The 20984-nt window shown below is 71.6% G+C and carries 20 protein-coding genes; 14 read left to right on the forward strand and 6 right to left on the reverse strand.

Annotation, left to right across the window (positions count from 1 at the left end; translation table 11 throughout):
- Positions 1–81 precede the first annotated feature (81 nt).
- Together FVP77_RS10930 and FVP77_RS10935 are read left to right on the forward strand one after the other, a co-directional pair.
- The gene (locus FVP77_RS10930) at positions 82–936 is read left to right on the forward strand and encodes an SDR family oxidoreductase (RefSeq protein WP_147894658.1); all 855 of its coding nucleotides are present in this window, start codon (positions 82–84) and stop codon (positions 934–936) included.
- A gap of 70 nt (positions 937–1006) precedes the next feature.
- Positions 1007–2317: a GNAT family N-acetyltransferase gene (locus FVP77_RS10935; RefSeq protein ID WP_147894659.1), complete on the forward strand. Its 1311-nt coding sequence runs from the start codon at positions 1007–1009 to the stop codon at positions 2315–2317.
- 10 nt (positions 2318–2327) lie between these two features.
- On the opposite strand, the gene FVP77_RS10940 is transcribed toward FVP77_RS10935, so the two are convergent.
- The 5 genes from FVP77_RS10940 to FVP77_RS10960 form a co-directional block, all read right to left on the reverse strand.
- On the reverse strand, positions 2328–3329 hold the full coding sequence (locus tag FVP77_RS10940; RefSeq protein WP_147894660.1) for a LacI family DNA-binding transcriptional regulator: 1002 nt from the start codon (positions 3327–3329) through the stop codon (positions 2328–2330).
- Between the two features lie 28 nt (positions 3330–3357).
- Positions 3358–4839: a GH1 family beta-glucosidase gene (locus tag FVP77_RS10945; protein ID WP_147894661.1), complete on the reverse strand. Its 1482-nt coding sequence runs from the start codon at positions 4837–4839 to the stop codon at positions 3358–3360.
- Positions 4840–4880: 41 nt separating this feature from the next.
- A complete protein-coding gene (locus FVP77_RS10950) occupies positions 4881–5810 on the reverse strand; it encodes a carbohydrate ABC transporter permease (RefSeq protein WP_246134081.1) in 930 nt (309 codons plus the stop codon).
- On the reverse strand, positions 5807–6856 hold the full coding sequence (locus FVP77_RS10955) for a carbohydrate ABC transporter permease (protein ID WP_147894662.1): 1050 nt from the start codon (positions 6854–6856) through the stop codon (positions 5807–5809). The genes FVP77_RS10950 and FVP77_RS10955 overlap by 4 nt, the downstream gene beginning before the upstream one ends.
- Positions 6857–6929: 73 nt before the next feature.
- On the reverse strand, positions 6930–8234 hold the full coding sequence (locus tag FVP77_RS10960) for an ABC transporter substrate-binding protein (protein WP_147894663.1): 1305 nt from the start codon (positions 8232–8234) through the stop codon (positions 6930–6932).
- 200 nt (positions 8235–8434) lie between these two features.
- Between FVP77_RS10960 and FVP77_RS10965 the strand changes: the two genes are divergently transcribed.
- The 4 genes from FVP77_RS10965 to FVP77_RS10980 are packed head-to-tail and all read left to right on the forward strand — an operon-like array spanning position 8435 to position 10835.
- Positions 8435–8683, forward strand: coding sequence for a phosphoribosylformylglycinamidine synthase subunit PurS (locus FVP77_RS10965; protein WP_121151288.1), 249 nt, complete (start codon positions 8435–8437; stop codon positions 8681–8683).
- On the forward strand, positions 8680–9387 hold the full coding sequence (gene purQ / locus FVP77_RS10970) for a phosphoribosylformylglycinamidine synthase subunit PurQ (protein ID WP_121151286.1): 708 nt from the start codon (positions 8680–8682) through the stop codon (positions 9385–9387). Before FVP77_RS10965 ends, purQ begins: the two co-directional genes overlap by 4 nt.
- A 14-nt stretch (positions 9388–9401) precedes the next feature.
- On the forward strand, positions 9402–9896 hold the full coding sequence (locus FVP77_RS10975; protein ID WP_147894664.1) for a cupin domain-containing protein: 495 nt from the start codon (positions 9402–9404) through the stop codon (positions 9894–9896).
- A gap of 9 nt (positions 9897–9905) precedes the next feature.
- Positions 9906–10835 (forward strand): 2-hydroxyacid dehydrogenase, encoded by a 930-nt coding sequence (locus FVP77_RS10980; protein WP_246134082.1) that lies wholly within the window; start codon positions 9906–9908, stop codon positions 10833–10835.
- 116 nt (positions 10836–10951) lie between these two features.
- Here the strand turns inward: FVP77_RS10980 and FVP77_RS10985 are convergent, their stop codons facing one another.
- Positions 10952–11509 carry a nucleotidyltransferase family protein gene (locus FVP77_RS10985; RefSeq protein ID WP_147894665.1) on the reverse strand — a complete coding sequence of 186 codons (558 nt, stop codon included), beginning with the start codon at positions 11507–11509 and terminating at the stop codon, positions 10952–10954.
- 67 nt (positions 11510–11576) lie between these two features.
- Here FVP77_RS10985 and FVP77_RS10990 point away from each other — a divergent pair, with 67 nt between their 5' ends.
- The 8 genes from FVP77_RS10990 (at position 11577) to FVP77_RS11025 (ending at position 20906) form a co-directional block, all read left to right on the forward strand.
- The gene (locus tag FVP77_RS10990; RefSeq protein WP_187266909.1) at positions 11577–12638 is read left to right on the forward strand and encodes an XdhC family protein; all 1062 of its coding nucleotides are present in this window, start codon (positions 11577–11579) and stop codon (positions 12636–12638) included.
- Positions 12635–13099 (forward strand): nucleoside deaminase, encoded by a 465-nt coding sequence (locus FVP77_RS10995; protein ID WP_147894667.1) that lies wholly within the window; start codon positions 12635–12637, stop codon positions 13097–13099. Before FVP77_RS10990 ends, FVP77_RS10995 begins: the two co-directional genes overlap by 4 nt.
- 153 nt (positions 13100–13252) lie before the next feature.
- On the forward strand, positions 13253–14017 hold the full coding sequence (locus FVP77_RS11000; protein WP_147894668.1) for a nucleoside phosphorylase: 765 nt from the start codon (positions 13253–13255) through the stop codon (positions 14015–14017).
- Positions 14017–15399: an 8-oxoguanine deaminase gene (locus tag FVP77_RS11005; protein WP_147894669.1), complete on the forward strand. Its 1383-nt coding sequence runs from the start codon at positions 14017–14019 to the stop codon at positions 15397–15399. Before FVP77_RS11000 ends, FVP77_RS11005 begins: the two co-directional genes overlap by 1 nt.
- Before the next feature lie 115 nt (positions 15400–15514).
- The gene (locus FVP77_RS11010) at positions 15515–16456 is read left to right on the forward strand and encodes a nucleoside hydrolase (protein WP_147894670.1); all 942 of its coding nucleotides are present in this window, start codon (positions 15515–15517) and stop codon (positions 16454–16456) included.
- Between the two features lie 96 nt (positions 16457–16552).
- Complete coding sequence (locus FVP77_RS11015; protein ID WP_147894671.1) at positions 16553–17374, forward strand: FAD binding domain-containing protein; 822 nt, start codon at positions 16553–16555, stop codon at positions 17372–17374.
- Complete coding sequence (locus FVP77_RS11020) at positions 17371–20298, forward strand: molybdopterin-dependent oxidoreductase (RefSeq protein WP_147894672.1); 2928 nt, start codon at positions 17371–17373, stop codon at positions 20296–20298. The genes FVP77_RS11015 and FVP77_RS11020 overlap by 4 nt, the downstream gene beginning before the upstream one ends.
- Positions 20295–20906 carry a helix-turn-helix domain-containing protein gene (locus tag FVP77_RS11025; protein ID WP_147894673.1) on the forward strand — a complete coding sequence of 204 codons (612 nt, stop codon included), beginning with the start codon at positions 20295–20297 and terminating at the stop codon, positions 20904–20906. The genes FVP77_RS11020 and FVP77_RS11025 overlap by 4 nt, the downstream gene beginning before the upstream one ends.
- Positions 20907–20984: the final 78 nt, after the last annotated feature.

Consider the following 20984-nt stretch of genomic DNA (forward strand, 5'->3'; position numbering starts at 1 on the left):
CGCAGAAGTGGGTACCTCCGCGAGGGATGGTTTCGCCGCATCCGACGGTTCTTGCTCGTGTCCACATACGAAAGGCACCCCATGACCATCCTCGTCACCGGCGCGACCGGCAACCTCGGCCGCCTCGTCATCGACAGCCTCCTCGCCCGCGGGGCCGAGCCGCAGAGCATCGTCGCCGGCGCGCGCGACACGGCCAAGGCCGCCGACCTCGCCGAGCGCGGCGTGACCGTCTCCGCGCTCGACTACGCCGTGCCTGCGACCATCGCGTCGTCGCTCGAGGGCGTCGACACCGTGCTGCTCATCTCCGGGTCGGAGGTCGGCCAGCGCATCGCGCAGCACCAGGCGGTCATCGACGCCGCCGTCGCCGCGGGCGTGTCGAAGTTCGTCTACACCAGCCTCGCCCACGCCGACACGTCCGAACTGCCGCTCGCGCCCGAGCACAAGGCGACCGAAGAGGCGATCGCCGCGTCGGGGCTCCCCGCGGTGATCCTCCGCAACAACTGGTACACCGAGAACCACGCGACCGACCTCGCGCGCGCGGCCGAGACCGGCGTCGTGGCCTCGAGCGCCGGAGACGGCCGGATCGCGTCGGCGACCCGCGCCGACTTCGCCGAAGCGGCCGCGGTCGTGCTCCTCGAAGACGGGCACATCGGCGAGGTCTACGAACTGAGCGGCGACACGAGCTGGACCTTCGACGACTTCGCCGCGGCCGCCACCGAGATCACCGGCCGCCCCGTCGCCTACCAGTCATTGTCGACGCAGGAGCAGGCCGCAGCCCTGGAGGCCGCCGGCCTGGACGCCGGCTCGATCGGCTTCGTGACCGCGCTGGAGGCGGGCATCCGCGACGGAGCCCTCGCCGACGCCGACGGCACGATGGCCCGGCTCATCGGGCGTCCGACGACGCCGCTCGTCGCGGGTCTGCGCCCGCTCGTCTGAACCTCTGGGCGGCCGGCGGGCTCCGCCGGTCGCCCTGGAGCGGCGCACGGCCCGCGGCTAGGCTCGGGGGATGCCCGCCGAGATCTCCGCCCTTCCCGCCGACCCGACATCGACCGCCGCACTGGCCGGTCGCGGTCTGCGGATGTCCGCGATCGACGCGACCGACGACGCGGCCGTCCGCGCGTGGGTCGAAGCCGATGCGCGCGGCTTCCACGACGGTGCTCCGACCGATGAGTTCCTGGCCGAGCTGCGCGACGACTTCGTTCTGCAGCGCACCATCGGAGTCTTCGACGACACCCTCGCCGACCCGGCGATCCCCATCGCGACGGTCGCGGGCTGGCCCGCCCCGGTGACCCTCCCCGGCGGCGAGGTCGACGCATGGGCGATCAGCGCGGTCACCGTCGCACCGACTCACCGACGCCGAGGCATCGCCCGGGCCATGCTCGAGGGCGAACTGCGCACCGCCGTCGAAGCGGGCCTGCCGATGGCCGTGCTCACGGTGTCGGAGGCCACGATCTACGGTCGGTACGGCTTCGGCCCCGTCACGTGGGCCAGCCGGTTCGAGGTCGACGTGCGCCGTGCGGGCTGGGTCGGTGCCGACGCCCCCGGGCGCGTGCAGCTGATCAGCCGCGAGATCGCCATGACGACCGCCCGCACGCTGTTCGACGAGGCGCGGCGGGCGACGCCCGGCGACGTCGGCATCGTCGGACACCGGTTCGACCGCCTGTTCGGCGCCCCCTCCGACGCGGCCGAACGCCGCAAGCGCCGCTTCGTGCGTTACGACGACGAGTCGGGCACTCCCCGCGGACTCGCGGTCTATCACGTGAGCGAAGACCCGCACGACTGGTCGGCGCAGATCCTCGAGGTCGACTACCTCGTGACGACCACCGACGATGCCTACCGCGCGCTCTGGCGCTACCTGTTCGAGCTCGACCTCATCGGAACGGTGAAGGCGTCGCTGCGCTCGACCGACGAACCGCTGACCTGGCTCGTCGCGAATCCCCGCATGATCCGCACCCTCGAGCTGCGCGAGCACCTCTGGGCCCGCGTGCTCGACGCGCCCGCCGTGCTGAGCGCTCGTACGTACGGCGGGGCGGGCTCCCTCACCCTGCGCGTGCGCGACCCGCTCGGGTTCGCCGACGGCGTCTTCTCGATCGAGACGGATGCGGCGGGAACGGCGCGCGTGGCGCAGGCCGAAGCATCCTCCGGCCCGCTGATCGACCTCCCGGTCGACCTGCTCGCACCGCTCCTGTTCGGCGGCGTCTCGGCGGCGACCCTCGCCGCAGCCGGGCGCATCACGGAGCGCGCCCCCGGCGACGCGGCGACCGCCGACGGCCTGCTGCGCTCTGCGCGTCAGCCGGTGCTCACGACCTGGTTCTGACCGACGCCGGTCAGGTCGACTCGCGCACCACGAGCTCGATCGGCATGACGGTGGCGTGCTCGGGAGAAGCGCCCCGGAGGAGGTCGAGCAGGATCTCGACCAGGCGTTCACCCTGCCCGCGCGAAGGCTGACGGATCGTCGTCAGCGGCGGCGAGGTCGTCGCCGCGATCATCGAGTCGTCGAAGCCGACGACAGCCACGTCGTCGGGCACCGCGAGCCCGGCATCGCGCAGCACACGCAGCGCGCCGCGCGCCATGAGATCGCTCGCGGCGAAGACCGCATCGACCTCCTGACCGCTCGCGAGGATGCGACGCATCGCGGCGGCTCCGCCGTCCTCCGAGAAGTCGCCGTCCTCGACGGCCACGGGGGCGAGCCCGGCGTCGTCGAGCACGGCGCGGAACCCGTCGAGCCGATCGAGCGAGGAGCGCATCGACGGGGGCCCGGTGATGGTCGCGATGCGCCGCCGTCCCCGCTCGAGGAGGTGCTCGGTGGCCGCGCGACCACCGCCGACGTTGTCGCTGTCGACGACGTGGTCCTCATCGCGCACACGCACGCGCCGCCCGCCGTAGACGACGGGGATCGCGCCGGCGATGCGGTCGATGAAGGTGTCGTTGTCGTGGTGGGAGACGATGATCGCACCGTCGACGCTGCCGCTGCGCAGGTAGCCGGTGGTCTTGTCGCCCGGGTCGCCCGTGGCGAGGATCACGTTCAGGATGTAGTCGGTACTCGCCAGTCGCGCCTGGATGCCCGAGACGACCGCCGCGAAGAACGGGTCGCCGAAGAACCTCGCCGTGTCCTCGGGGACGACGAGCGCGATCGCCTGGCTGTGCCGGCTCGCGAGCGCACGCGCCGCGCGGTTCGGCACGTAGTTGAGGTCGTCGATGGCACGCCGCACCGATTCCCGGGCGACCTCCGAGACCGCGGGCGAGCCGTTGACGACGCGCGAGACGGTCGAGCGCGACACCCCGGCGCGCGCCGCGACCTCTTCGATGGTCGACGCACTGATGACCATGACATTCCTCCCCGACCGGCGGAGAGTGCTACGAGGACGCGGGAAAGCCCTCGAGCGCGCGCGCGGCGATGATGCGACTGTACTGGAGCGCCGAATCCTTCACCGTTCGCTCCTGGGTGTCGTAGTCGACGCGCACGATGCCGAACCGCTTCTCGTAGCCCCACGCCCACTCGAAGTTGTCCATCAGCGACCAGTAGAAGTAGCCGCGCACGTCGACCCCGTGCTCGATCGCGTCGAGCACGGCACCCAGGTGGGCGCCGACGAAGTCCGCCCGGCCGCTGTCGTGCACGCGGCGCTCGCCGTCCTCCACGACCGGTTCGTCGTCGTAGGCGGCCCCGTTCTCGGTGACGAACAGCGCCGTGCCCACGGCGGCCGAGTACTCCTCGTCGACACGACGCAGGAGACGGGTGAGCCCCTCCGGCTGCACCTCCCAGTTCATGGGGGTGCGGGGAAGACCACGGTCGTGCCAGTAGATCCCGTCGACCGACGGGAACGGGGAACGGGTGACGCGGTCGGTCGGCGCGTCTCCGCCGCCGGGCGGCGTGGTCGGCGGCGTGCCGCCGACGAACTCACCGTGGTAGTAGTTCACGCCGAGGGTCTCGATCGGGGTCGAGATGACCTCGAGGTCGCCCGGGCGCACCGCCGCCTCCCACGTCGCGACGGCCTCCGCATCGACGCGGCGGAAGTCCTCGACGATGTCGGCCGGATACGCGCCCCGGAACACGGGGTCGAGGAACCACCGGTTGAACTGCCCGTCGATGCGGCGGGCAGCGTCCGCGTCGGCCGCGACCGTCGGGTCGACCGGATCGGCGACGGTGAGGTTGAGCGTGAGCCCGAGGTTGAGCGACGAGTCACGCGCGCGCAGTTCGCGCACGGTCTGCCCGTGCCCCAGCAGCAGGTGGTGCGCCGCCAGCATCCCCTCACCCGTCGAGAAGTGCCCCGGGGCGTGGATGCCCGCGGTATAGCTGAGGAACGACGAGCACCAGGGCTCGTTGAGCGTCGTCCAGACGCCGACACGGTCACCGAGGGCGTCGTGCATGTCGAGGGCGTACTCGGTGAACTTCTCCGCGGTGTCGCGGTTCGTCCACCCGCCCTCCTCCTGGAGGGCCTGCGGGAGGTCCCAGTGGTACAGGGTCAGCCAGGGCAGGATGTCGGCCGCGAGAAGTTCGTCGACGAGGCGCTCGTAGAAGTCGACGCCCTTCGGGTTCACCGCTCCCCCGTCGGGACGCACCCGCGACCACGACGTCGAGAAGCGGTACGTCTGGAGCCCGAGCCGCTTCATCATCGCCACGTCGTCGCGGTACCGGTGGTAGTGGTCGCAGGCCACGTCGCCGTTGTCGCCGTTGATGACCGCACCGGGAACCCGCGCGAACGCATCCCAGATCGAGTCGCGTCGGCCGTCCTCGGCCGCGGCGCCCTCGATCTGGTAGGCGGCGGTCGCCGCGCCGAACAGGAAGTCGGCGGGGAAGGGCCGCAGCGGCGTCGTGGTGGTCGCGTCGGTAAGGGTCATGGAGCGGGATCCCATCGGTCGGGGCGTGGAAACGGTGACAGTCATCCTTTTACCGCCCCGGCCATGATCCCACTGATCAACTGCTTCCCCGCGAGCACGAAGAGCACCAGCAGCGGGAGGGTCGCCATGACGGCCCCCGCCAGCACGATCGAGTAGTCGATGTAGTAGCCCGACTGCAGCTGGCTGAGCGCCGTCTGCAGGGTGGGGTTCTGAGGGCTGAGCACGATGAGGGGCCAGAGGTAGTCGGTCCACGCCGTCATGAAGGTGAACAGTCCGAGGATCGCCATGGCAGGACGGGCCGCGGGAAGCCCGACCGTCAGGAAGGTGCGGAACTGGTTCGCACCGTCCATCCGCGCAGCCTCGATCAGCTCGTCGGGGATGACGTCGACGAGGTACTGCCGCATGAAGAAGACGCCGAAGGCGGTGACGAGGGTCGGCACGATGACCGCGCCGATGGTGCCGGTCCATCCGAGCTCGCGCATCACCATGAACAGCGGGATGATGCCGAGCTGCGTCGGGATCGCCATCGTCGCGATCACGAAGAGCATCAGGCCGCTGCGTCCGCGGAAGCGCAGCTTCGCGAACGCGTAGCCCGCGATCGTGGAGAACGTCACCACCGAGAGCGTGATGATCGCCGAGATGAGCACGGAGTTGCCCAGCGCCAGCCAGAACGGGATGGCATCGAGCACCTTGACCGCGTTGGCGAGGAAGTTGCCGCCCGGCACGAGCGGCAGGGTCTCACCACGCGTGGCGTTCGTGCCGGAGGCGACCACCACCGACCACCACAGCGGGTAGACGCTGCCGATGATGAACGCGGCCAGGAGTCCGTAGGTGAGGAACCCGGGGCGACTGCCGATGCCGGCCGTGCCCGTCTCGCGCAGGCGTCGCCCACGCCCGGGTCGGCGCGGCGGGTCGGTGTCGAGCGTGTCGACCTGCACGGCGGGGAGGGGTTCGGGCACGACGACGCTCATGACGACGCTCCTGTCTTCTCGCGGCGGGCGGCGGCCCGTCGCGCACGGCGTGAGACGCGCGCATCGCCGGTGGAGATGCGTCGCGCGATGAGGAAGTTGACCAGGCCGAAGCCGACGATGAGCAGGAACAGCAGCCACGCCACCGCCGAGGCCTCGCCGAGGTTGCGGCGGAAGAATGCCAGCTCCCACAGGAACAGCACGGTGGTCTGGAACTGCCGGTCGCTGCCGCCGATGCCGCCGGCCGTGGAGACGTCGAACAGGCGGGGCTCGGCGAAGATCTGCAGCCCGCCGATCGTGGCGGTGATGATCACGAAGATGAGAGTCGGTCGGATGGTCGGGATGGTGATCGAGAAGAACCGTCGCACCGGGCCGGCGCCGTCGATCGCCGCCGACTCGTACAGGTCGCGCGGCACCGCCTGCATCGCCGCCAGGAGGATGAGGGCGTTGTACCCGGTCCAGCGGAAATTGACCATGATCGCGATCGCCAGGTGGCTGAGGAATCGGTCCTGCTTCCAGGCCTGATCGGCGATGCCGAAGAGGTTGAGGAGGTTGTTGGCGAGACCGTCGGCGTCGTTGAAGATGCTCGAGAAGATCAGCGCGGTGGCCACGGGGGTGACGACGAACGGCACGAGCACGCTCATCCGCCAGAAGGTGGGGGCGCGGAGGCCCCGGTCGAGGAGGTAGGCGACGACGAGGGCGACGGCCAGCTGCGGGATCGCCGACAGCAGGAAGATGCTGACGGTGTTGAACACCGAGTTCCAGAACATCCCGTCGGTGAGGATCTCGATGAAGTTGCCGAGCCCGACGAAGTCGCCCTGCCCCTTCAGGAGGTCCCAGTCGTACAGCGAGACGACGAGCGTGTAGACCAGCGGGAAGAGACCCACGAGCCCGAACAGGAGGAAGAACGGGGCGATGTAGAGGTAGGGCGCGCCCTTCTGGTCGGCTGTGGACAGGCGCATCCGCCACGCGGGGCGAGGGCGGGGCGCCGAGCGGCGCGGTGCGGGGGCGGTGGGCGAAGCATCCACCGATGGCAGTGTGGCGGTCATGAGGGGTCCTCTCGCTGGCGAGGGTCGGGGCCCGCTGCGTCCGCAGCACGCAGGCCCCGACCCCCGAGACGGATCAGCCGACCAGTTCCTTCAGGAGGTCCTGGGCCTGCTGCCACGCGCCCTGCGTGTCGGTGTTTCCGAGGTCGAGCGCCTTCAGCGCCGGACCGAAGACGTTCTCCTGGATCACCGAGTCATCCGGGCCCTTGAACTGCGCCACGACGCCCTTCGCTCGCTCGGCGAGGATCGCTCCGGTCGGCGCGTCGCTGAAGAACTCGTTCGGCGTCGCCTCGGCGGCCAGGGTCTCCTGGGCCGCGACCGTGCTGGGGAAGTTGTTCGCGGCGGCGGACTGCTTCACCTGCTGGTCGGGCTGCGTCAGCCAGTCGGCGAGCTTGGCTGCCGCCTCCTTGTGCTGCGAGGTCTCGGACACCGCGAGGAACGCGCCGCCCCAGTTCGCGGGGCCGCCGGGGAAGGCGTCTGCGAAGTCCCAGCCGTTGTCGGCCGTGCCGCCGGCGCCCTCGATCGAGCCCTCCATCGTGCCGAGCATCCAGCCGGGGCAGACGAAGGTGGCGAAGGTGCCGTCGAGGAACGACTTGCCGCCGTTCCAGTCCCACGCCGTCTGCGCGGCCGACAGGCCGTCCTCGGTCGCCGCACCCAGCAGCTCGAAGCGATCCTGCAGTTCGACGTTGCCCTCGACGTTGAGTTCGCCGTCGCTCGTGTAATAGCCCTCGTCGAGCTGGTTCACCATCGCGTTCCAGACGAACCCGGAGTGGTCGTAGAAGGCTTTGCCGGTGGTCTCGTGGTACTGCCGACCGATGTCGAAGTAGTTCTCCCAGTCGCCGTCGAACAGGGCGGCGACCTCTTCGCGGTCGGTCGGGAGCCCGGCGGCCTCGAAGGCGGGCTTGTTGTAGCAGAGCCCCTCGGGGCCGATGTCGGTGCCGTAGCCGATGACGCGACCGGACGGGTCGGTGCCCTGCGCGTACTTCCAGTCGACCCAGTCGGACTTGCGGTCTTCGATGCCGTAGTCGCGGAGGTCGGCGAACTGATCGGAGACCTCCATGATCGCGCCGAGCCACCCCTCCTCGAGCGCGACGACGTCGGACAGACCCGAGCCCGCGGCGATCTTGGTGAAGGCATCGGTGCGGGCGTTGCCGCCGGTGTCGATGTTCGTCGCCTCGATCTTCACGTTCGGATTGAGCTCCTCGTACTCGGCGTAGAGGTCTTCGTATCCGAAGGTGCCGAAGGTGGTGACCGTCAGCGTGATGTCGCCGTCGGTCCCCTCCCCGGTCGAGCCGCCGCCGGAGCAGCCGGCGAGGACGAGGGCGGACGACGTCAGAGCCACCGCGACGATGGCGGTGCGGTGCAGTGCAGGTGATCTCACGGTTCACTCCTGGTGTGTTCGGGTCTTCGATGATCGGAACAGGTGCGAGCAAGCGTTCATGGGAGCGCTCTCATTGCTCGAGGCCACCGTATGGGATCGCTCTCATGGCGTCAAGGGAGCGCTCCCACGACATTCGATAGGGGTGAGCCCGCGCCCGTAGGATGGGCGGTGCCCCTCTTCCCGCGACACTCGGAGCCGAAATGCCCACCATCGTCGTCGACGTCATGCCCAAGGCCGAGCTGCTCGACCCGCAGGGGAAGGCCGTCGCCGGCGCCCTCGCCCGCCAGGGAGAGACGCGTTTCTCGTCCGTCCGCATCGGAAAGCGGTTCGAACTCACCGTCGACGGCCCCGTCGACGACGCGACGCTCGCGGCCGCTCGCGAGATCGCCGACAGCATCCTGTCCAACTCCGTCATCGAAGACGTCGTGGGCATCGAGGTCGTCGAATGACGGTGCGGATCGGCGTCATCACGTTCCCGGGCTCGCTCGACGACCGCGACGCCCAACGCGCCGTCCGCATCGCCGGGGCCGAACCCGTCGCGCTGTGGCACGGCGACCACGACCTCCAGGGGGTCGACGCCCTCGTGCTACCCGGCGGCTTCAGCTACGGCGACTATCTGCGCGCCGGCGCCATCGCCGCCCTCGCGCCCATCATGAGCGAGGTGAAGGATGCAGCGGCCAAGGGCATGCCCGTGCTCGGCATCTGCAACGGCTTCCAGATGCTCGTCGAGGCCCACCTGCTTCCGGGCGGGCTGATCCGCAATGCGCACCAGCAGTTCATCCGCCGCGACCAGCGCCTGCGAGTCGAGAACGCATCGACCGCGTGGACCAGCGAGTTCGCCGAGGGCGACGAGATCGTGATCCCGCTGAAGAACGCCGACGGCGGCTACATCGCCGACGCCGAGACGCTCGCCCGCGTCAACGGCGAGGGCCTCGTCGCGTTCCGCTATCTGGGCGTCAACCCGAACGGCTCGCTCGACGACATCGCCGGGCTGACGAACGAGCGCGGCAACGTGGTCGGCCTCATGCCGCACCCCGAACACGCCGTCGAACCCGGCTTCGGCCCGTCCACGTCGCTCGCGATGCGCTCGGGCGTCGACGGGATCGGCTTCTTCGCCTCGGCGATCGCCGCCGTCGTGGCGACCGCGGCCTGACCCCGCCGCATCCGATGGCCGACGACGCGCTCGCCGAACGCCGCACGCTCGACGGACGGCTCATCGAGCGCCTGGAGCGCCCCGCCCTGGCCGTCGAGCTCGGACTCGAGCCGCACCCCGAGGGCGGCTGGTACCGGCGCACGTGGACCTCTCCCGCCACGGTCGCCGTCGGCGGCGCGACGCGGCCCGCCGCCACGCTCATCCTCTTCCTTCTGCCGACCGGCGAAGCGTCGGGATGGCACCGCGTCTCGTCGAGCGAGATCTGGATCGCGAGCGGCGTCGGTCCCGTGGCGTTGCAGCTGGGCGGCGAGGGCGACGAGCCCGAACCGGGCGAGACGATCGTCGTGGGCGACGCCGGAGAGGGCCACGCCCCGCAGGCCGTGGTGCCGCCCGGTGCGTGGCAGCGCACGCTCCCGGCCGATCACGACGCGCTCGTGAGCTGCCTCGTCTCGCCGGGTTTCGACTTCGCCGACTTCACGATGCCCGATGTCGACGGGCGTACGCCGTAGCGTGAGAGGGTGACCCCCCGAGAGAGCATCGTCGTATCCGTTCCCACCGATCGGCTCGCCGCCGATCTCCAGCCGCTGCCGGAGGGCGTCGACCTCGTCGTCTGGCCGATGGACGGCCCCGCGCCCCGCGACCGTTTCGACATGGTCGTGCCGCCCTACATGACGATGACCCACGTCATCGAGCGCATCCGCGGCGTCGACATCGGCCTGCTGCAGAGCCAGTCGATCGGGTACGAGGGCATGGAGAAGCTCCTCCCGCCCGGGCTCCCCTTCGCCAATGCCTCCACCGTCCACGAGGCGTCGACCGCCGAGCTCGCCGTCGCCCTCACCCTCGCCGCCCAGCGCCGCATCCCCGAGTTCGTCCGCGCCCAGGATGAGCACTCCTGGCGCGCGCGGTTCTCGGAGAGCCTGGCCGATCGTCGGGTGACGCTCCTCGGCTTCGGCGGGGTCGGCAAGGCGATCGCGGCGCGTCTGGCCGGATTCGAGGTCGAGCTGACCGCGGTCGCGAGCCGGGCGCGAGAGGAGGACGGCATCGTCGTCCGCGCGATCGACGACCTGCACGAGGTGCTCGCCGACACGGAGATCGTCATCGCGTCGCTCCCCGGCGGCGACGCGACCCGCCACGTGCTCGACGCCGCGGCGCTCGCCGCTCTCCCCGACGACGCGCTCGTGGTCAACGTGGGCCGGGGCCCGCTCATCGACACCGATGCGCTCGTGGCCGAGGTGGGATCCGGGCGCCTGCGAGCGGCGTTGGACGTGACCGATCCCGAGCCGCTGCCCGAGGACCACCCCCTGTGGTCGCTGCCCGGGGCGCTCGTCGTACCGCACGTCGGCGGGGCATCGAGCGCGATGGGACCGCGGATCGCGCGCCTGGTGCGGCGCCAGATCGACCGACTGGTCGCCGGAGAGCCGCCGCTGAATGTCGTCATCGGCGGCTGAGGCGGCGGATGCGGCGCCGGAGGATGGCGCCGGCGTAGGAGATGACGCCGGCGCAGGAGGATTCCGCGCCGATCCTCCTGCACCAGCGTGATCGTCCTACCTTCGCGACGGCGGACTCAGCGGCGGTCGCGATCCTCGCCCGACCACAGGTCGGAGCAGTCGACGCGCAGCGCACGGTGTCGGGCCAGGTACGGACCGGCGCCGACGTCGCCGGTGACCGCGTTGGCGAGGGCCGCGAAATGGTCGGCGCGCACGAGGACGGGGTGACCCGGCCGGCCGTCGTACTCCGCGCGGACGAGCGGCGCCCGCTCCGCCCCGCCGATGACCCTCGCCACGGCGGCGGCCGGGACGTCGGGGGTGTCCACCGGCACGATGACGGCCGCGTCCGCCTCCGCCGCGGCTGCCAGCCCCGCCCGCAGCGAGTGTGAGAGACCGCCCGCCCAGTCGGCGGCGATCGCCACGCGCGTGCCGTCGGGGACGAGGTCGGCCGCCGCATCCGCCCCGGCCCCGAGCACCACCACGACCTCGTCGCAGCCGCCGTCTCGAAGGGCGCGCGCGGCCCTGGCGATCCACGGCTCGCCCTCGGGGGTGCGCGCCAGAGCCTTCGGACCGCCGAAGCGGGTTCCGGCACCCGCGGCGAGCACGATGCCGCAGATCCGCCCCGCCTCGCCCATGGCGCCTCACCCTACCCGCGCAGCCCCGCGTCGTCTGGCCGAAACATCACGGGGTTACCGTGGAAGCATGCTCCAACTCGCGTCCGCCCTCCTGCCGGTGCTCCGCGGCGGTGAGCCCGTGGCCGTCGTGACCGTGGCGCGGATCACCCGCAGCGCGCCGCGCGGCATCGGAACGGCGATGGCTCTCACCCGCAGCGGCGACGTGATCGGCTCGATCTCGGGCGGATGCGTCGAGGGCGACGCGATCCTGCTGGCGACCGAGGTGCTGGCCACGGGGTGCTCGCGCACCGCCGATCTCGGCTTCAGCGACGACGCCGCCCACGCCGCCGGACTCGCCTGCGGCGGGAGCGTCGCGGTGGTGGTCCACCGGATAGAACCGACGGATGCGGCGGCGATCGCCGCGCTCGGATCCGCGGCCGAGGATCGCCCCACCGCCGTCGGGCTCGTCTCCTCGGGGGCCCACGCGGGGCGGATCATCGATCTCGCCGGCGCAGATGCGCTCGACGACACCCGCATGCTCGAGAACGCATATGACGGATGCGAGGTTCTCGCACTGGTGCACCGACCCCGGCCGGAACTCGTGATCGTGGGCGCGGGCGATCACGCCATGGCCCTCGCCCGTGTCGGCAGCGCCGCGGGCTTCGCGGTGACCGTCTGCGACGTCTGGGAGCGGCTCGTGACCGCCGAACGCTTCCCCACCGCCGACCGCCTCGTCGTCGGACTGCCAGCCGACGAGCTGCGCGGGCTCGTCTCCGACCCCGCGCGCGCCGCCGTGTGCGTGCTGACCCACGACGAGCGGGTCGACGTGCCCGCCATCGCCGCCGCACTCCGCCACGGCGTCGGGTTCGTCGGGGCGATGGGCGCACGCTCCACGGTCGCGCACCGCGCGCACCTGCTCCGCGAGAGCGGGGTCGCCGACGGCGAGCTCGCCCGGCTGCGCAGTCCGCTGGGGCTCGACCTCGGCGGAGCCTCGCCCACCGAGACGGCCATCGCAGTGCTCGCCGAGATCGTCGCTGCCCGGCACGGCGCGCCCGGCTCCCCCCTCCGCGACGGTGACGGACCCCTTCACCGCCGCCCGACGACGGCCGACGCCGTCTGCATCCCCTCCCTCCAGGACGTGACCCGATGAACGATCTCGACCACCTCGCCCACGCCGTGCGGCTCGCCCAGGCCGCTCGCGACCGCGGCGACCACCCCTTCGGCGCGATCGTGGTGACTCCGGCCGGCACGGTCGTCGAGGGCATGAACTCGGTGCTGACGCAGAGCGATCCCACCGGTCACGCCGAGACGAACCTCGTGCGTGCGGCGGGCGCCGCGCTCGAGAGCGTCGAGCTCGCGGCATCCACTCTCTTCACCAGCACCGAACCCTGCGCGATGTGCGCGGGCGCGATCTACTGGTCGGGGATCGGGCGCGTCGTGTACGCGATCGGCGAGGACGAGCTCATCGAGATGGTGCGCGAGCAGGAGGGCGTGCCGACGATGGCGATGCCGTGCCGCGAGGTCTTCGCCCGCGGCGGCCGCGCGATCGAGGTCGTCGGCCCCGTCGAGGTCGAAGGCGCCCGAGAGGTGCACGCGGGCTTCTGGGACTGACGCCGCCCTCGAAACACCGCCGCAACAGGCGGTCGGTAGGCTCGGCGGCACTGCGGGTCCTATCACCATGGCCGGACCGGTTCCTCGCGAGCGGGGCCGGCTCAGGGCGGGGACTGCGGCGACATCACGTCACTGCATCCTCGAAGGAGAACCATGTCCACCGTCGACAAATCCCAGGCCGGACTCACCGAACGGCAGTACCACATCGGCATCGCGCCGGGTGAGGTCTCGTCCGTCGCGCTGCTGCCGGGCGATCCGTTCCGCGTGCCGTTCGTCGCCGAGTTCCTCACCGGCGTGAAGGAGGTCGCGCACAACCGCGAGCACCGCACGATGACCGGTTGGTACAAGGGGCGTCACATCACGGCGACCTCGACCGGCATGGGCTGCCCGTCCACCGCGATCGCCGTGGAGGAGCTCGCCCGCGTCGGGGTGACCTCGTTCATCCGCGTCGGCAGCTCCGCCGGGCTTCAGCCCGGCATCGCCCCCGGCGACCTGCTCGTGAGCGAGGGGAGCCTCCGCGCCGACGGCACGACCGACGCCTACCTTCCCCGCGGGTTCCCGGCCGTTCCCGACCTCGGGCTCACCGTCGCGCTGACCCGGCACGCCGAGCGCATCGCCGCCGCATCCGGCACCCGCGCGTTCACCGGAATCAGCACGTCGAGCGACGCGTTCTACGCCGAGACCCCCGCGCTGATCACGGAGCTCAGCGGCATGGGCGTGCTCAACATCGAGATGGAGGCGTCCGCGATGTACGTCGTCGCGCGTCTGCGGGGCCTGCGGGCCGGCATGATCTGCGCCTGCTCGAGCAACCTCGTCGACGGCGATTCGCTGTACTCCGACAAGAACGCCGCACTCAAGGGCGGATGGATGCGCTCGATCGAGGCGGCGCTCGAGACCGCGGTCGAACTGGAGCTGTGATGGCACGCACGATCATCGAGGGCGGCTACGTCGCCGCGGTCGACGCTTCGCCGCAGCTCAGCACGGGTGCGATGGGCAACGAGTACGACGGCGGACACGTCGTCATCGAGGGCACCCGCATCGTGGCCGTCGGCCCGGGCCGTGCACCCGACGCGTTCCGCGAGGGCGCGAGTGTCGTCGACGCCCGCGGGTGCCTCGTGACCCCCGGGCTCATCAACACCCACCATCACCTCTACCAGTGGCTCACGCGCGGCTACGCGCAGGACTCGATCCTGTTCGACTGGCTCACCTCGCTCTATCCGCTCTGGGCGCGCATCGACGCCGACCTCGTCGGGGCGGGGGCTGCCGGCGCGATGTCGGTGCTCGCACGCTCGGGCTGCACGACGGTCGGCGACCACCACTACGTCTTCCCCCGGGGCGGCGGCGACATCGTGGGGGCGATCGTCGACGCATCCGCTCGCATCGGCGTGCGCCTGCACGCGACCCGCGGCTCGATGGATCGCGGCCAGTCGCAGGGCGGGCTGCCGCCCGACTTCGCCGTCGAGTCGACGGATGCTGCGCTGGCGGCATCGCAGGAGGCGGTGGAGCGGTACCACGACCCCTCGTTCGAAGCGATGGTGAGGGTCGCCGTCGCGCCGTGCTCGCCGTTCTCGGTGACGGAAGACCTGCTGCGCGAGGCCGCCGTGCTCGCCCGGTCGCTCGACGTGCGGCTGCACACCCACGCGTCGGAGACCGCCGAGGAGGACGAGTACTGCCTCGCCACGTTCGGCAAGTCACCGACGGATCATCTCGGCGATCTCGGGTGGCTGGGTCCGGACGTGTGGATGGCGCACGCCGTGCGGCTCGACGACGCGGGCATCCGCCGGTACGCCGAGACCGGCACGGGCGTCGCGCACTGCCCGTCGTCGAACGCGCGCCTGGCCGCGGGCATCGCGCCGGTACGCGACATGCTGCGCGCGGGCGTTCCGGTCGGCCTCGGCGTCGACGGGTCGGCGTCGAACGAGTCGGGGCAGCTCGGCATCGAGATCCGCGAGGCGGTGCTGATGAACCGCCTGCGCACGGGCGCCGACTCGTTCTCGGTGCGCGACGGGCTGCGCATCGCCACGATCGGCGGGGCGCGCGTGCTCGGGCGCGAGGCCGAGATCGGTTCGCTCGAGGTCGGCAAGCTCGCCGACGTCGCGGTGTGGCGGATCGACGGGGTCGAGCACGCCGGCATCCTCGATCCGGTGGCCGCCCTCGGGCTCGGGGCGATGCCGCCCGTCGAGCGACTGTTCGTCAACGGGCGGGTGGTGGTCGACGGCGGGATGCTGACCACCGCCGACGAGCGGACGATCGCCGCCGGCGTGGCCGCAGCATCCGAAGAGCTGGCGGGAAGGCTGTGAGGCGGGCGCCGGCACGGCGCGGCTCGCGAACGTCGGAGAATGTGACGCATGTCGGAGGATCGGCGCGGAACGCTCCGACCACCGCGCGATTCTCCGACCGGGACGAAGGGACAGCATGACCGACCGCATTCCGCTCGTGATCGACACCGACACGGCGGCCGATGACTGCTTCGCGCTGATGATCGGGCTCACCGATCCGCGCGCCGACCTGCGGGCGATCACGATGGTCGCCGGCAACGTCGGCTTCGAGCAGCAGGTCGAGAACGCGTTCCTCACGCTCGAGGTCGTGGGGCGCCGCGGCGAGGTGCCCGTGCACCTCGGTGCGCGGCAGCCGCTCGAGCGCGAGTGGGCGAGCGCGTCGGACGTGCACGGCGACGGCGTCGGCGGCCAGCAGCGCGAGGGGTCGGAGCAGGCCGCGGATGAACCAGCGCCCGACGCGCTGGTGCGGCTCGCGCGCGAGCACGCCGGGGCGCTGACCGTGATCGCGATCGGCCCGCTGACGAACATCGCCCTGGCGGTGCAGCACGACCCGGGTTTCGCGGCGAACGTCGCGGAGCTCGTGATCATGGGCGGCTCGATCAACGCGCGCGGCAACATCACGGCGGCCGCCGAGTACAACATCTACGTCGATCCAGAGGCCGCGCAGATCGTGCTCGACGCCGGATTCGCCTCGGTGCGATTCGTCACGTGGGACCCGCTCTCGCTGCGCGACGTGGTCTTCGATCAGGCGCGGATCGACAGCATCCGCTCTCTCGGCACCCGGCGCAGCGACTTCTTCGTCACCGCCAATCAGCAGACCTTCGAGTTCGACGTGGCCGTGGGCGTCGGCGGGTCGATCCACTGCGACTCGCTGTCGGTGCTGGTCGCGCTCGAGCCGGCGCTCGTGCTCGAGGAACGCGGATACTTCGTCGCCGTCGAGACCCAGGGTGAGCTCACCCGCGGCGCGACCGTGTTCGACTGGCGCGCGGTCGCCCCGCCGGCGAACGCCACGGCGATCGAGGCGATCGACCGCGAGCGCTTCGTCGAGTACATGATGCGGATGCTGGCGGAGGGCTGAAACGCGTCGGGCGGCGGAGTCGGATGTTGACCCAGGAAACATTCGAGTAATCCGCGGATGGTTGACTGACGCCACCGCAGAAGAGAGGGGCGCGCCATGGACATCAACACCGTGACGAGCTTCCGCCGCGCACGCACGCGCGACGACCTCGCGTTGGCTCCCGGCGAGATCTTCCTCGGCGGCGGCACCTGGCTCATGAGCGAGCCGCAGCCGCAGGCCACGGGCTTCGTCGACCTCACCACGATGCCCTGGCCCGACCTCGAGATCACCGCCGAGGGCCTCCGGATCGCCGCGACCTGCACGATCGCCCGCTTCGTCGCGTGGTCGCGGAGCTCCGAGGTGCCCGCCGACTGGACCGCCGTCGCCCGGGTGCCGGATGCGGCGAACGCCCTGCTGGCGAGCTTCAAGATCTGGAACACCGCCACCGTCGGCGGCAACGTCTGCCAGTCGTTCGCGGCGGGCTCGATGACCTCGTTCGCCTCCGGTCTCGACGCGACGGCCGTCGTCTGGACGCCCGACGGCGGCGAGCGCCGCCTCCCCGTGGCCGAGCTCGTCACCGGCAACGCCGAGAACGCCCTCACGCGCGGCGAGGTGCTGCGCGCGATCGAGATCCCCGCGCACGCCCTTCGCTCGCGCATGCTGCTGCAGAAGATCGCGCTCGCGGAGCTCGGCCGCTCCGGCGCGGTCGTCACCGGCCGCATCGATCCCGACGGCGCGTGCGTCTTCGGGATCACCGCGGCGACCGAGGCGCCGACGGTGCTGCGGTTCGACGGGATCCCGGATGCTGCGACCCTCGCCGATGCGGTGGGTGCGGCCTCGCGCTACTACTCCGACCCGCTCGGTTCGGCCGACTGGCGCCGAGGGGTCAGCATCGTGCTCGCCGAGCGCATCCGCGCGGCGTTGGAGGAGGGCGCATGAGGTTCGAGGTCAACGGCGCAGGCGTCGACGCGGAGCCCCGTCCGGGCCAGTCGCTGCGCACCCTGCTGCGCGAGCACGGCCACACCGAGGTCAAGAAGGGGTGCGACGCGGGCGACTGCGGCGCGTGCGCGGTCATCCTCGACGGCGCGCCCGTGCACTCCTGCATCATCCCCGCCATGCGGGTCGAGGGTGCCGCCGTCACCACGGCCGCAGGCCTCGCGCCCGGCGACGACCTGCACCCGGTGCAGGAGGCGATCGCCACCGGCTTCGGGTTCCAGTGCGGGTTCTGCACGGCCGGCATGTCGGTCACGGCGTCGACACTCGCCCCCGACGACCTGCCCGACCTGCACCGCCACATGAAGGGCAGCCTCTGCCGCTGCACGGGTTATCGTCCGATCCGCGAGGCGATCGAAGCATCCGTTCTGGGCCCGGTGCGTGAGACCGGCGCGGGCCTCCCGCCGAAAGTCCAGAACACCCGGACGCTCGAGAGCGCGACTCCGGGTGTCTTGGACTCTCACGTGAGGAGCGACGCGGGCGCGAGCGACGCGGACGTGAGGAGCGGCGCGGGCGAGCCGCAGGGCGTCGGGGCGTCGCCCGTGCCGCCCGCGGCGCGCGGCATCGTGCAGGGACTCGAGCCGTACACCTTCGACGAACCCGTGCCGGGCGCCCTGTTCCTGCGCGTGCTCGGCTCGCCGCACGCGCACGCGCGCATCGTCGCGATCGACACCGCGGCGGCCCGCAGCATCCCCGGCGTCGTGGAGGTCTTCACGCACGAAGACGTGCCGTCGACGCGATACTCCACGGGGCGCCACGAGCACCGCACCGACGACCCCGACGACACACGGATGCTGGACGACACCGTGCGCTTCATCGGGCAGCGCGTGGCGGCCGTCGTCGCCGAGACCGCCGCCGCCGCGGAGGCCGCATGCCGCGCGATCGCCGTGACCTACGACGTGCTGCCGGCGGTGTTCGAGCCGGAGGAGGCGCGCACGGCCGGTGCACCGCTCCTTCATCCCGAACGCACGCCCGACGACCGCGTGGCCGAGGCCTCGCGCAACGTGGTCGCCGCGTTCCACGAAGAGCACGGCGACACCGCGGCGGCGCTCGCGGCGAGCGCGGTGACCGTCAGCGGAACGTGGCGCAACGCCCGCGTCTCGCACGCGCAGCTCGAGACCCACGGCGCCGTGGGATGGCTCGATGACGACGGGCGCCTGGTGATCCGCGCGAGCACGCAGGTGCCGTTCCTCACGCGCGACGAACTCGCCCGCATCTTCGATCTCGACCCGTCACGCGTGCGGGTGCTGACCGCCCGGGTCGGCGGCGGCTTCGGCGGAAAGCAGGAGATCTTCGCCGAAGACCTCGTCGCCCTCGCGGTGCTGCGCACCGGCCGCCCCGTCGCGTACGAGCTCTCGCGCACCGACGAGTTCCAGCGCACCTCGGTGCGGCACCCGATGCGGGTGTCGGTGACCCTCGGCGCAACGGACGAGGGCGTGCTCACCGCGATGCGGGTCGACGTGCTCAGCGACACCGGCGCTTACGGCAACCACGCGATCGGGGTGATGTTCCACGGCGTCGCCGAGTCGACCACCGTCTACCGCTGCCCCGTGCGGCGCATCGACGCGGAGGCGGTCTACACGAACAACGTGCCGTCGGGGGCCTTCCGCGGGTACGGACTCGGCCAGGTCATGCTCGGGGTCGAATCGGCGATGGACATGCTCGCCGAGCGCCTGGGGATCGACCCGTTCGAGCTGCGGCGCATCAACGCGGTGCACGAGGGCGACCGGCTCCACCCCGACCACGTCCCCCACGAGGAGGATCTCGTGTGGGGCAGCTACGGCCTCGACCAGTGCCTCGACCTCGCGCAGGCGGCGCTCGCGCGCGGCAACGGGGTGGCAGCCCCCGCGGGCGAGAACTGGCGGGTCGGCGAGGGCATGGCGATCGCGATGATCGCGACGATGGCCCCGCGTGGACACATCTCCCACACCTCGGTCACGCTCCGCCGCGACGGCACGTTCGCGCTGCGCGCCGGCACGGCCGAGTTCGGCAACGGCACCACGACCGTGCTGCGGCAGATCGCCGCATCCGATCTGTCGGCCTCGTTCGACCGCCTCGACCTGCGCACCGCCGACACCGACCTGGTCTCGCACGACACCGGCGCGTTCGCCTCGGCCGGCATCACGGTCGCCGGCAAGGCCCTCCACGCCGCGTGCCTGTCGCTGCGCGACCGCATGCTGCAGGTCGCGCGGGAGATCGCCCGCCGAGACGACGAGCTCTCGCCGAGCGGCCAGGCTCTCGACGCCGGCGGGGTGTCGACTCGGCGAGAGGCCGTCGACTCGACGAACGCAAGCGCGCAGCTCGAAGCCGGAGGGGTGCGGGTCGGCGACAGGCTCGTCGGGTTCGACGAGATCGTGGATGCTGCGGGCGAGAGCACCGCGGAGGGTCTGCGCGCCGAGGGCAGCGAGCACGGCGACGTGCGCTCGCTCGCGTTCAACGTGCACGCGGTGCGGGTCGCGGTCGACGTCGAGACCGGCACCGTGAGGGTGCTGCAGTCGGTGCACGCCGCCGACGCGGGTTTCGTCATGAACCCGGCGCAGTGCCGCGGCCAGATCGAGGGCGGCGTCGCGCAGGGCTACGGCAGCGCGCTCTACGAAGAGGTGTACATCCAGCCCGACGGGCGCGTGCAGAACCCCGTCTTCCGCACCTACCGGGTGCCGCAGTTCGCCGACATCCCCGACACCGAGGTGTACTTCGCCGACACCGACGACTCAGTCGGCCCGTTCGGCGCGAAGTCGATGAGCGAGTCGCCCTACAACCCCGTCGCACCCGCGGTCGGCAACGCGATCGCCCGCGCGCTCGGCACGCGCGGCTACGAACAGCCGTTCTCGCGTGACCGGGTGTGGCGGCTGGCGCAGGGCACCCCGTGACGACACCGCCTATCGTGGAGCCCGTGCCCGTCGCCCCCGATCACGACGCCCTCATCGGGCAGTCGCTGGGGCGTGCGATCCGCGAGGCCCGCACGGCGCGCAAGCTCTCGATGCGCGCTCTCGCCGCCGAGGCCGAGATCAGCCAGCCGTTCCTCAGCACCATCGAGAACGGGCAGACCATGCCGTCGCTCGCGTCGCTGTACCGGATCGCGAAGGTGCTCGGCATCTCCCCGTCGGCCCTCCTGCCCGCGATGCCCGAGCCCGAGGTCATCCACCTCTCCAGGGCGGATGCGGGCACCTGGGCGCCGATCGCCGACGTCGCCAACGCGGGCGTCCATCGCGTCATCTCCTCGGCCGATGCCCGCGCGGCGACCGTGCAGGAGTACCGGATCGAACCGGGGCAGTACATGGGCGACTGGTTCGAGTCCGACGGAGACCTCACGGTCTACGTCGTCGCCGGACGCATCACCGTCTCGATTGAGGGGCGCGGCGAATGGGAGCTCGGCGCGGGCGACGCCATCGCCCACCCGGGCGCTCTGCGCAACCGCTGGTCGGTCGTCGGTGACGACCCGGTGCGCATCCTGCTGGTCTACGCCGGCAGTCGGTGAGCTCCCCGCATCGCGAAACGAACACGTAACGTGATCGCTATTTGCAATCAACGATAGGTATTTACTATCGGATGCAGG

This window comes from Microbacterium hatanonis (genome assembly GCF_008017415.1).
In the GTDB taxonomy this organism is placed as follows: domain Bacteria; phylum Actinomycetota; class Actinomycetes; order Actinomycetales; family Microbacteriaceae; genus Microbacterium; species Microbacterium hatanonis.

Excerpts from the sequence above, each read along its gene's own strand:
- FVP77_RS10995 (WP_147894667.1), top strand. The coding sequence starts at position 12,635 with ATGAACGATCTCGACCACCTCGCCCACGCCGTGCGGCTCGCCCAGGCC.
- FVP77_RS10945 (WP_147894661.1), bottom strand. The coding sequence starts at position 4,839 with ATGACCCTTACCGACGCGACCACCACGACGCCGCTGCGGCCCTTCCCC.
- FVP77_RS11000 (WP_147894668.1), top strand. The coding sequence starts at position 13,253 with ATGTCCACCGTCGACAAATCCCAGGCCGGACTCACCGAACGGCAGTAC.
- FVP77_RS10955 (WP_147894662.1), bottom strand. The coding sequence starts at position 6,856 with ATGACCGCCACACTGCCATCGGTGGATGCTTCGCCCACCGCCCCCGCA.
- FVP77_RS10950 (WP_246134081.1), bottom strand. The coding sequence starts at position 5,810 with ATGAGCGTCGTCGTGCCCGAACCCCTCCCCGCCGTGCAGGTCGACACG.
- purQ (WP_121151286.1), top strand. The coding sequence starts at position 8,680 with ATGACGGTGCGGATCGGCGTCATCACGTTCCCGGGCTCGCTCGACGAC.
- FVP77_RS10930 (WP_147894658.1), top strand. The coding sequence starts at position 82 with ATGACCATCCTCGTCACCGGCGCGACCGGCAACCTCGGCCGCCTCGTC.
- FVP77_RS11005 (WP_147894669.1), top strand. The coding sequence starts at position 14,017 with ATGGCACGCACGATCATCGAGGGCGGCTACGTCGCCGCGGTCGACGCT.
- FVP77_RS10965 (WP_121151288.1), top strand. The coding sequence starts at position 8,435 with ATGCCCACCATCGTCGTCGACGTCATGCCCAAGGCCGAGCTGCTCGAC.
- FVP77_RS11010 (WP_147894670.1), top strand. The coding sequence starts at position 15,515 with ATGACCGACCGCATTCCGCTCGTGATCGACACCGACACGGCGGCCGAT.
- FVP77_RS10985 (WP_147894665.1), bottom strand. The coding sequence starts at position 11,509 with ATGGGCGAGGCGGGGCGGATCTGCGGCATCGTGCTCGCCGCGGGTGCC.
- FVP77_RS11015 (WP_147894671.1), top strand. The coding sequence starts at position 16,553 with ATGGACATCAACACCGTGACGAGCTTCCGCCGCGCACGCACGCGCGAC.
- FVP77_RS10975 (WP_147894664.1), top strand. The coding sequence starts at position 9,402 with ATGGCCGACGACGCGCTCGCCGAACGCCGCACGCTCGACGGACGGCTC.
- FVP77_RS10990 (WP_187266909.1), top strand. The coding sequence starts at position 11,577 with ATGCTCCAACTCGCGTCCGCCCTCCTGCCGGTGCTCCGCGGCGGTGAG.
- FVP77_RS10940 (WP_147894660.1), bottom strand. The coding sequence starts at position 3,329 with ATGGTCATCAGTGCGTCGACCATCGAAGAGGTCGCGGCGCGCGCCGGG.
- FVP77_RS10935 (WP_147894659.1), top strand. The coding sequence starts at position 1,007 with ATGCCCGCCGAGATCTCCGCCCTTCCCGCCGACCCGACATCGACCGCC.
- FVP77_RS11020 (WP_147894672.1), top strand. The coding sequence starts at position 17,371 with ATGAGGTTCGAGGTCAACGGCGCAGGCGTCGACGCGGAGCCCCGTCCG.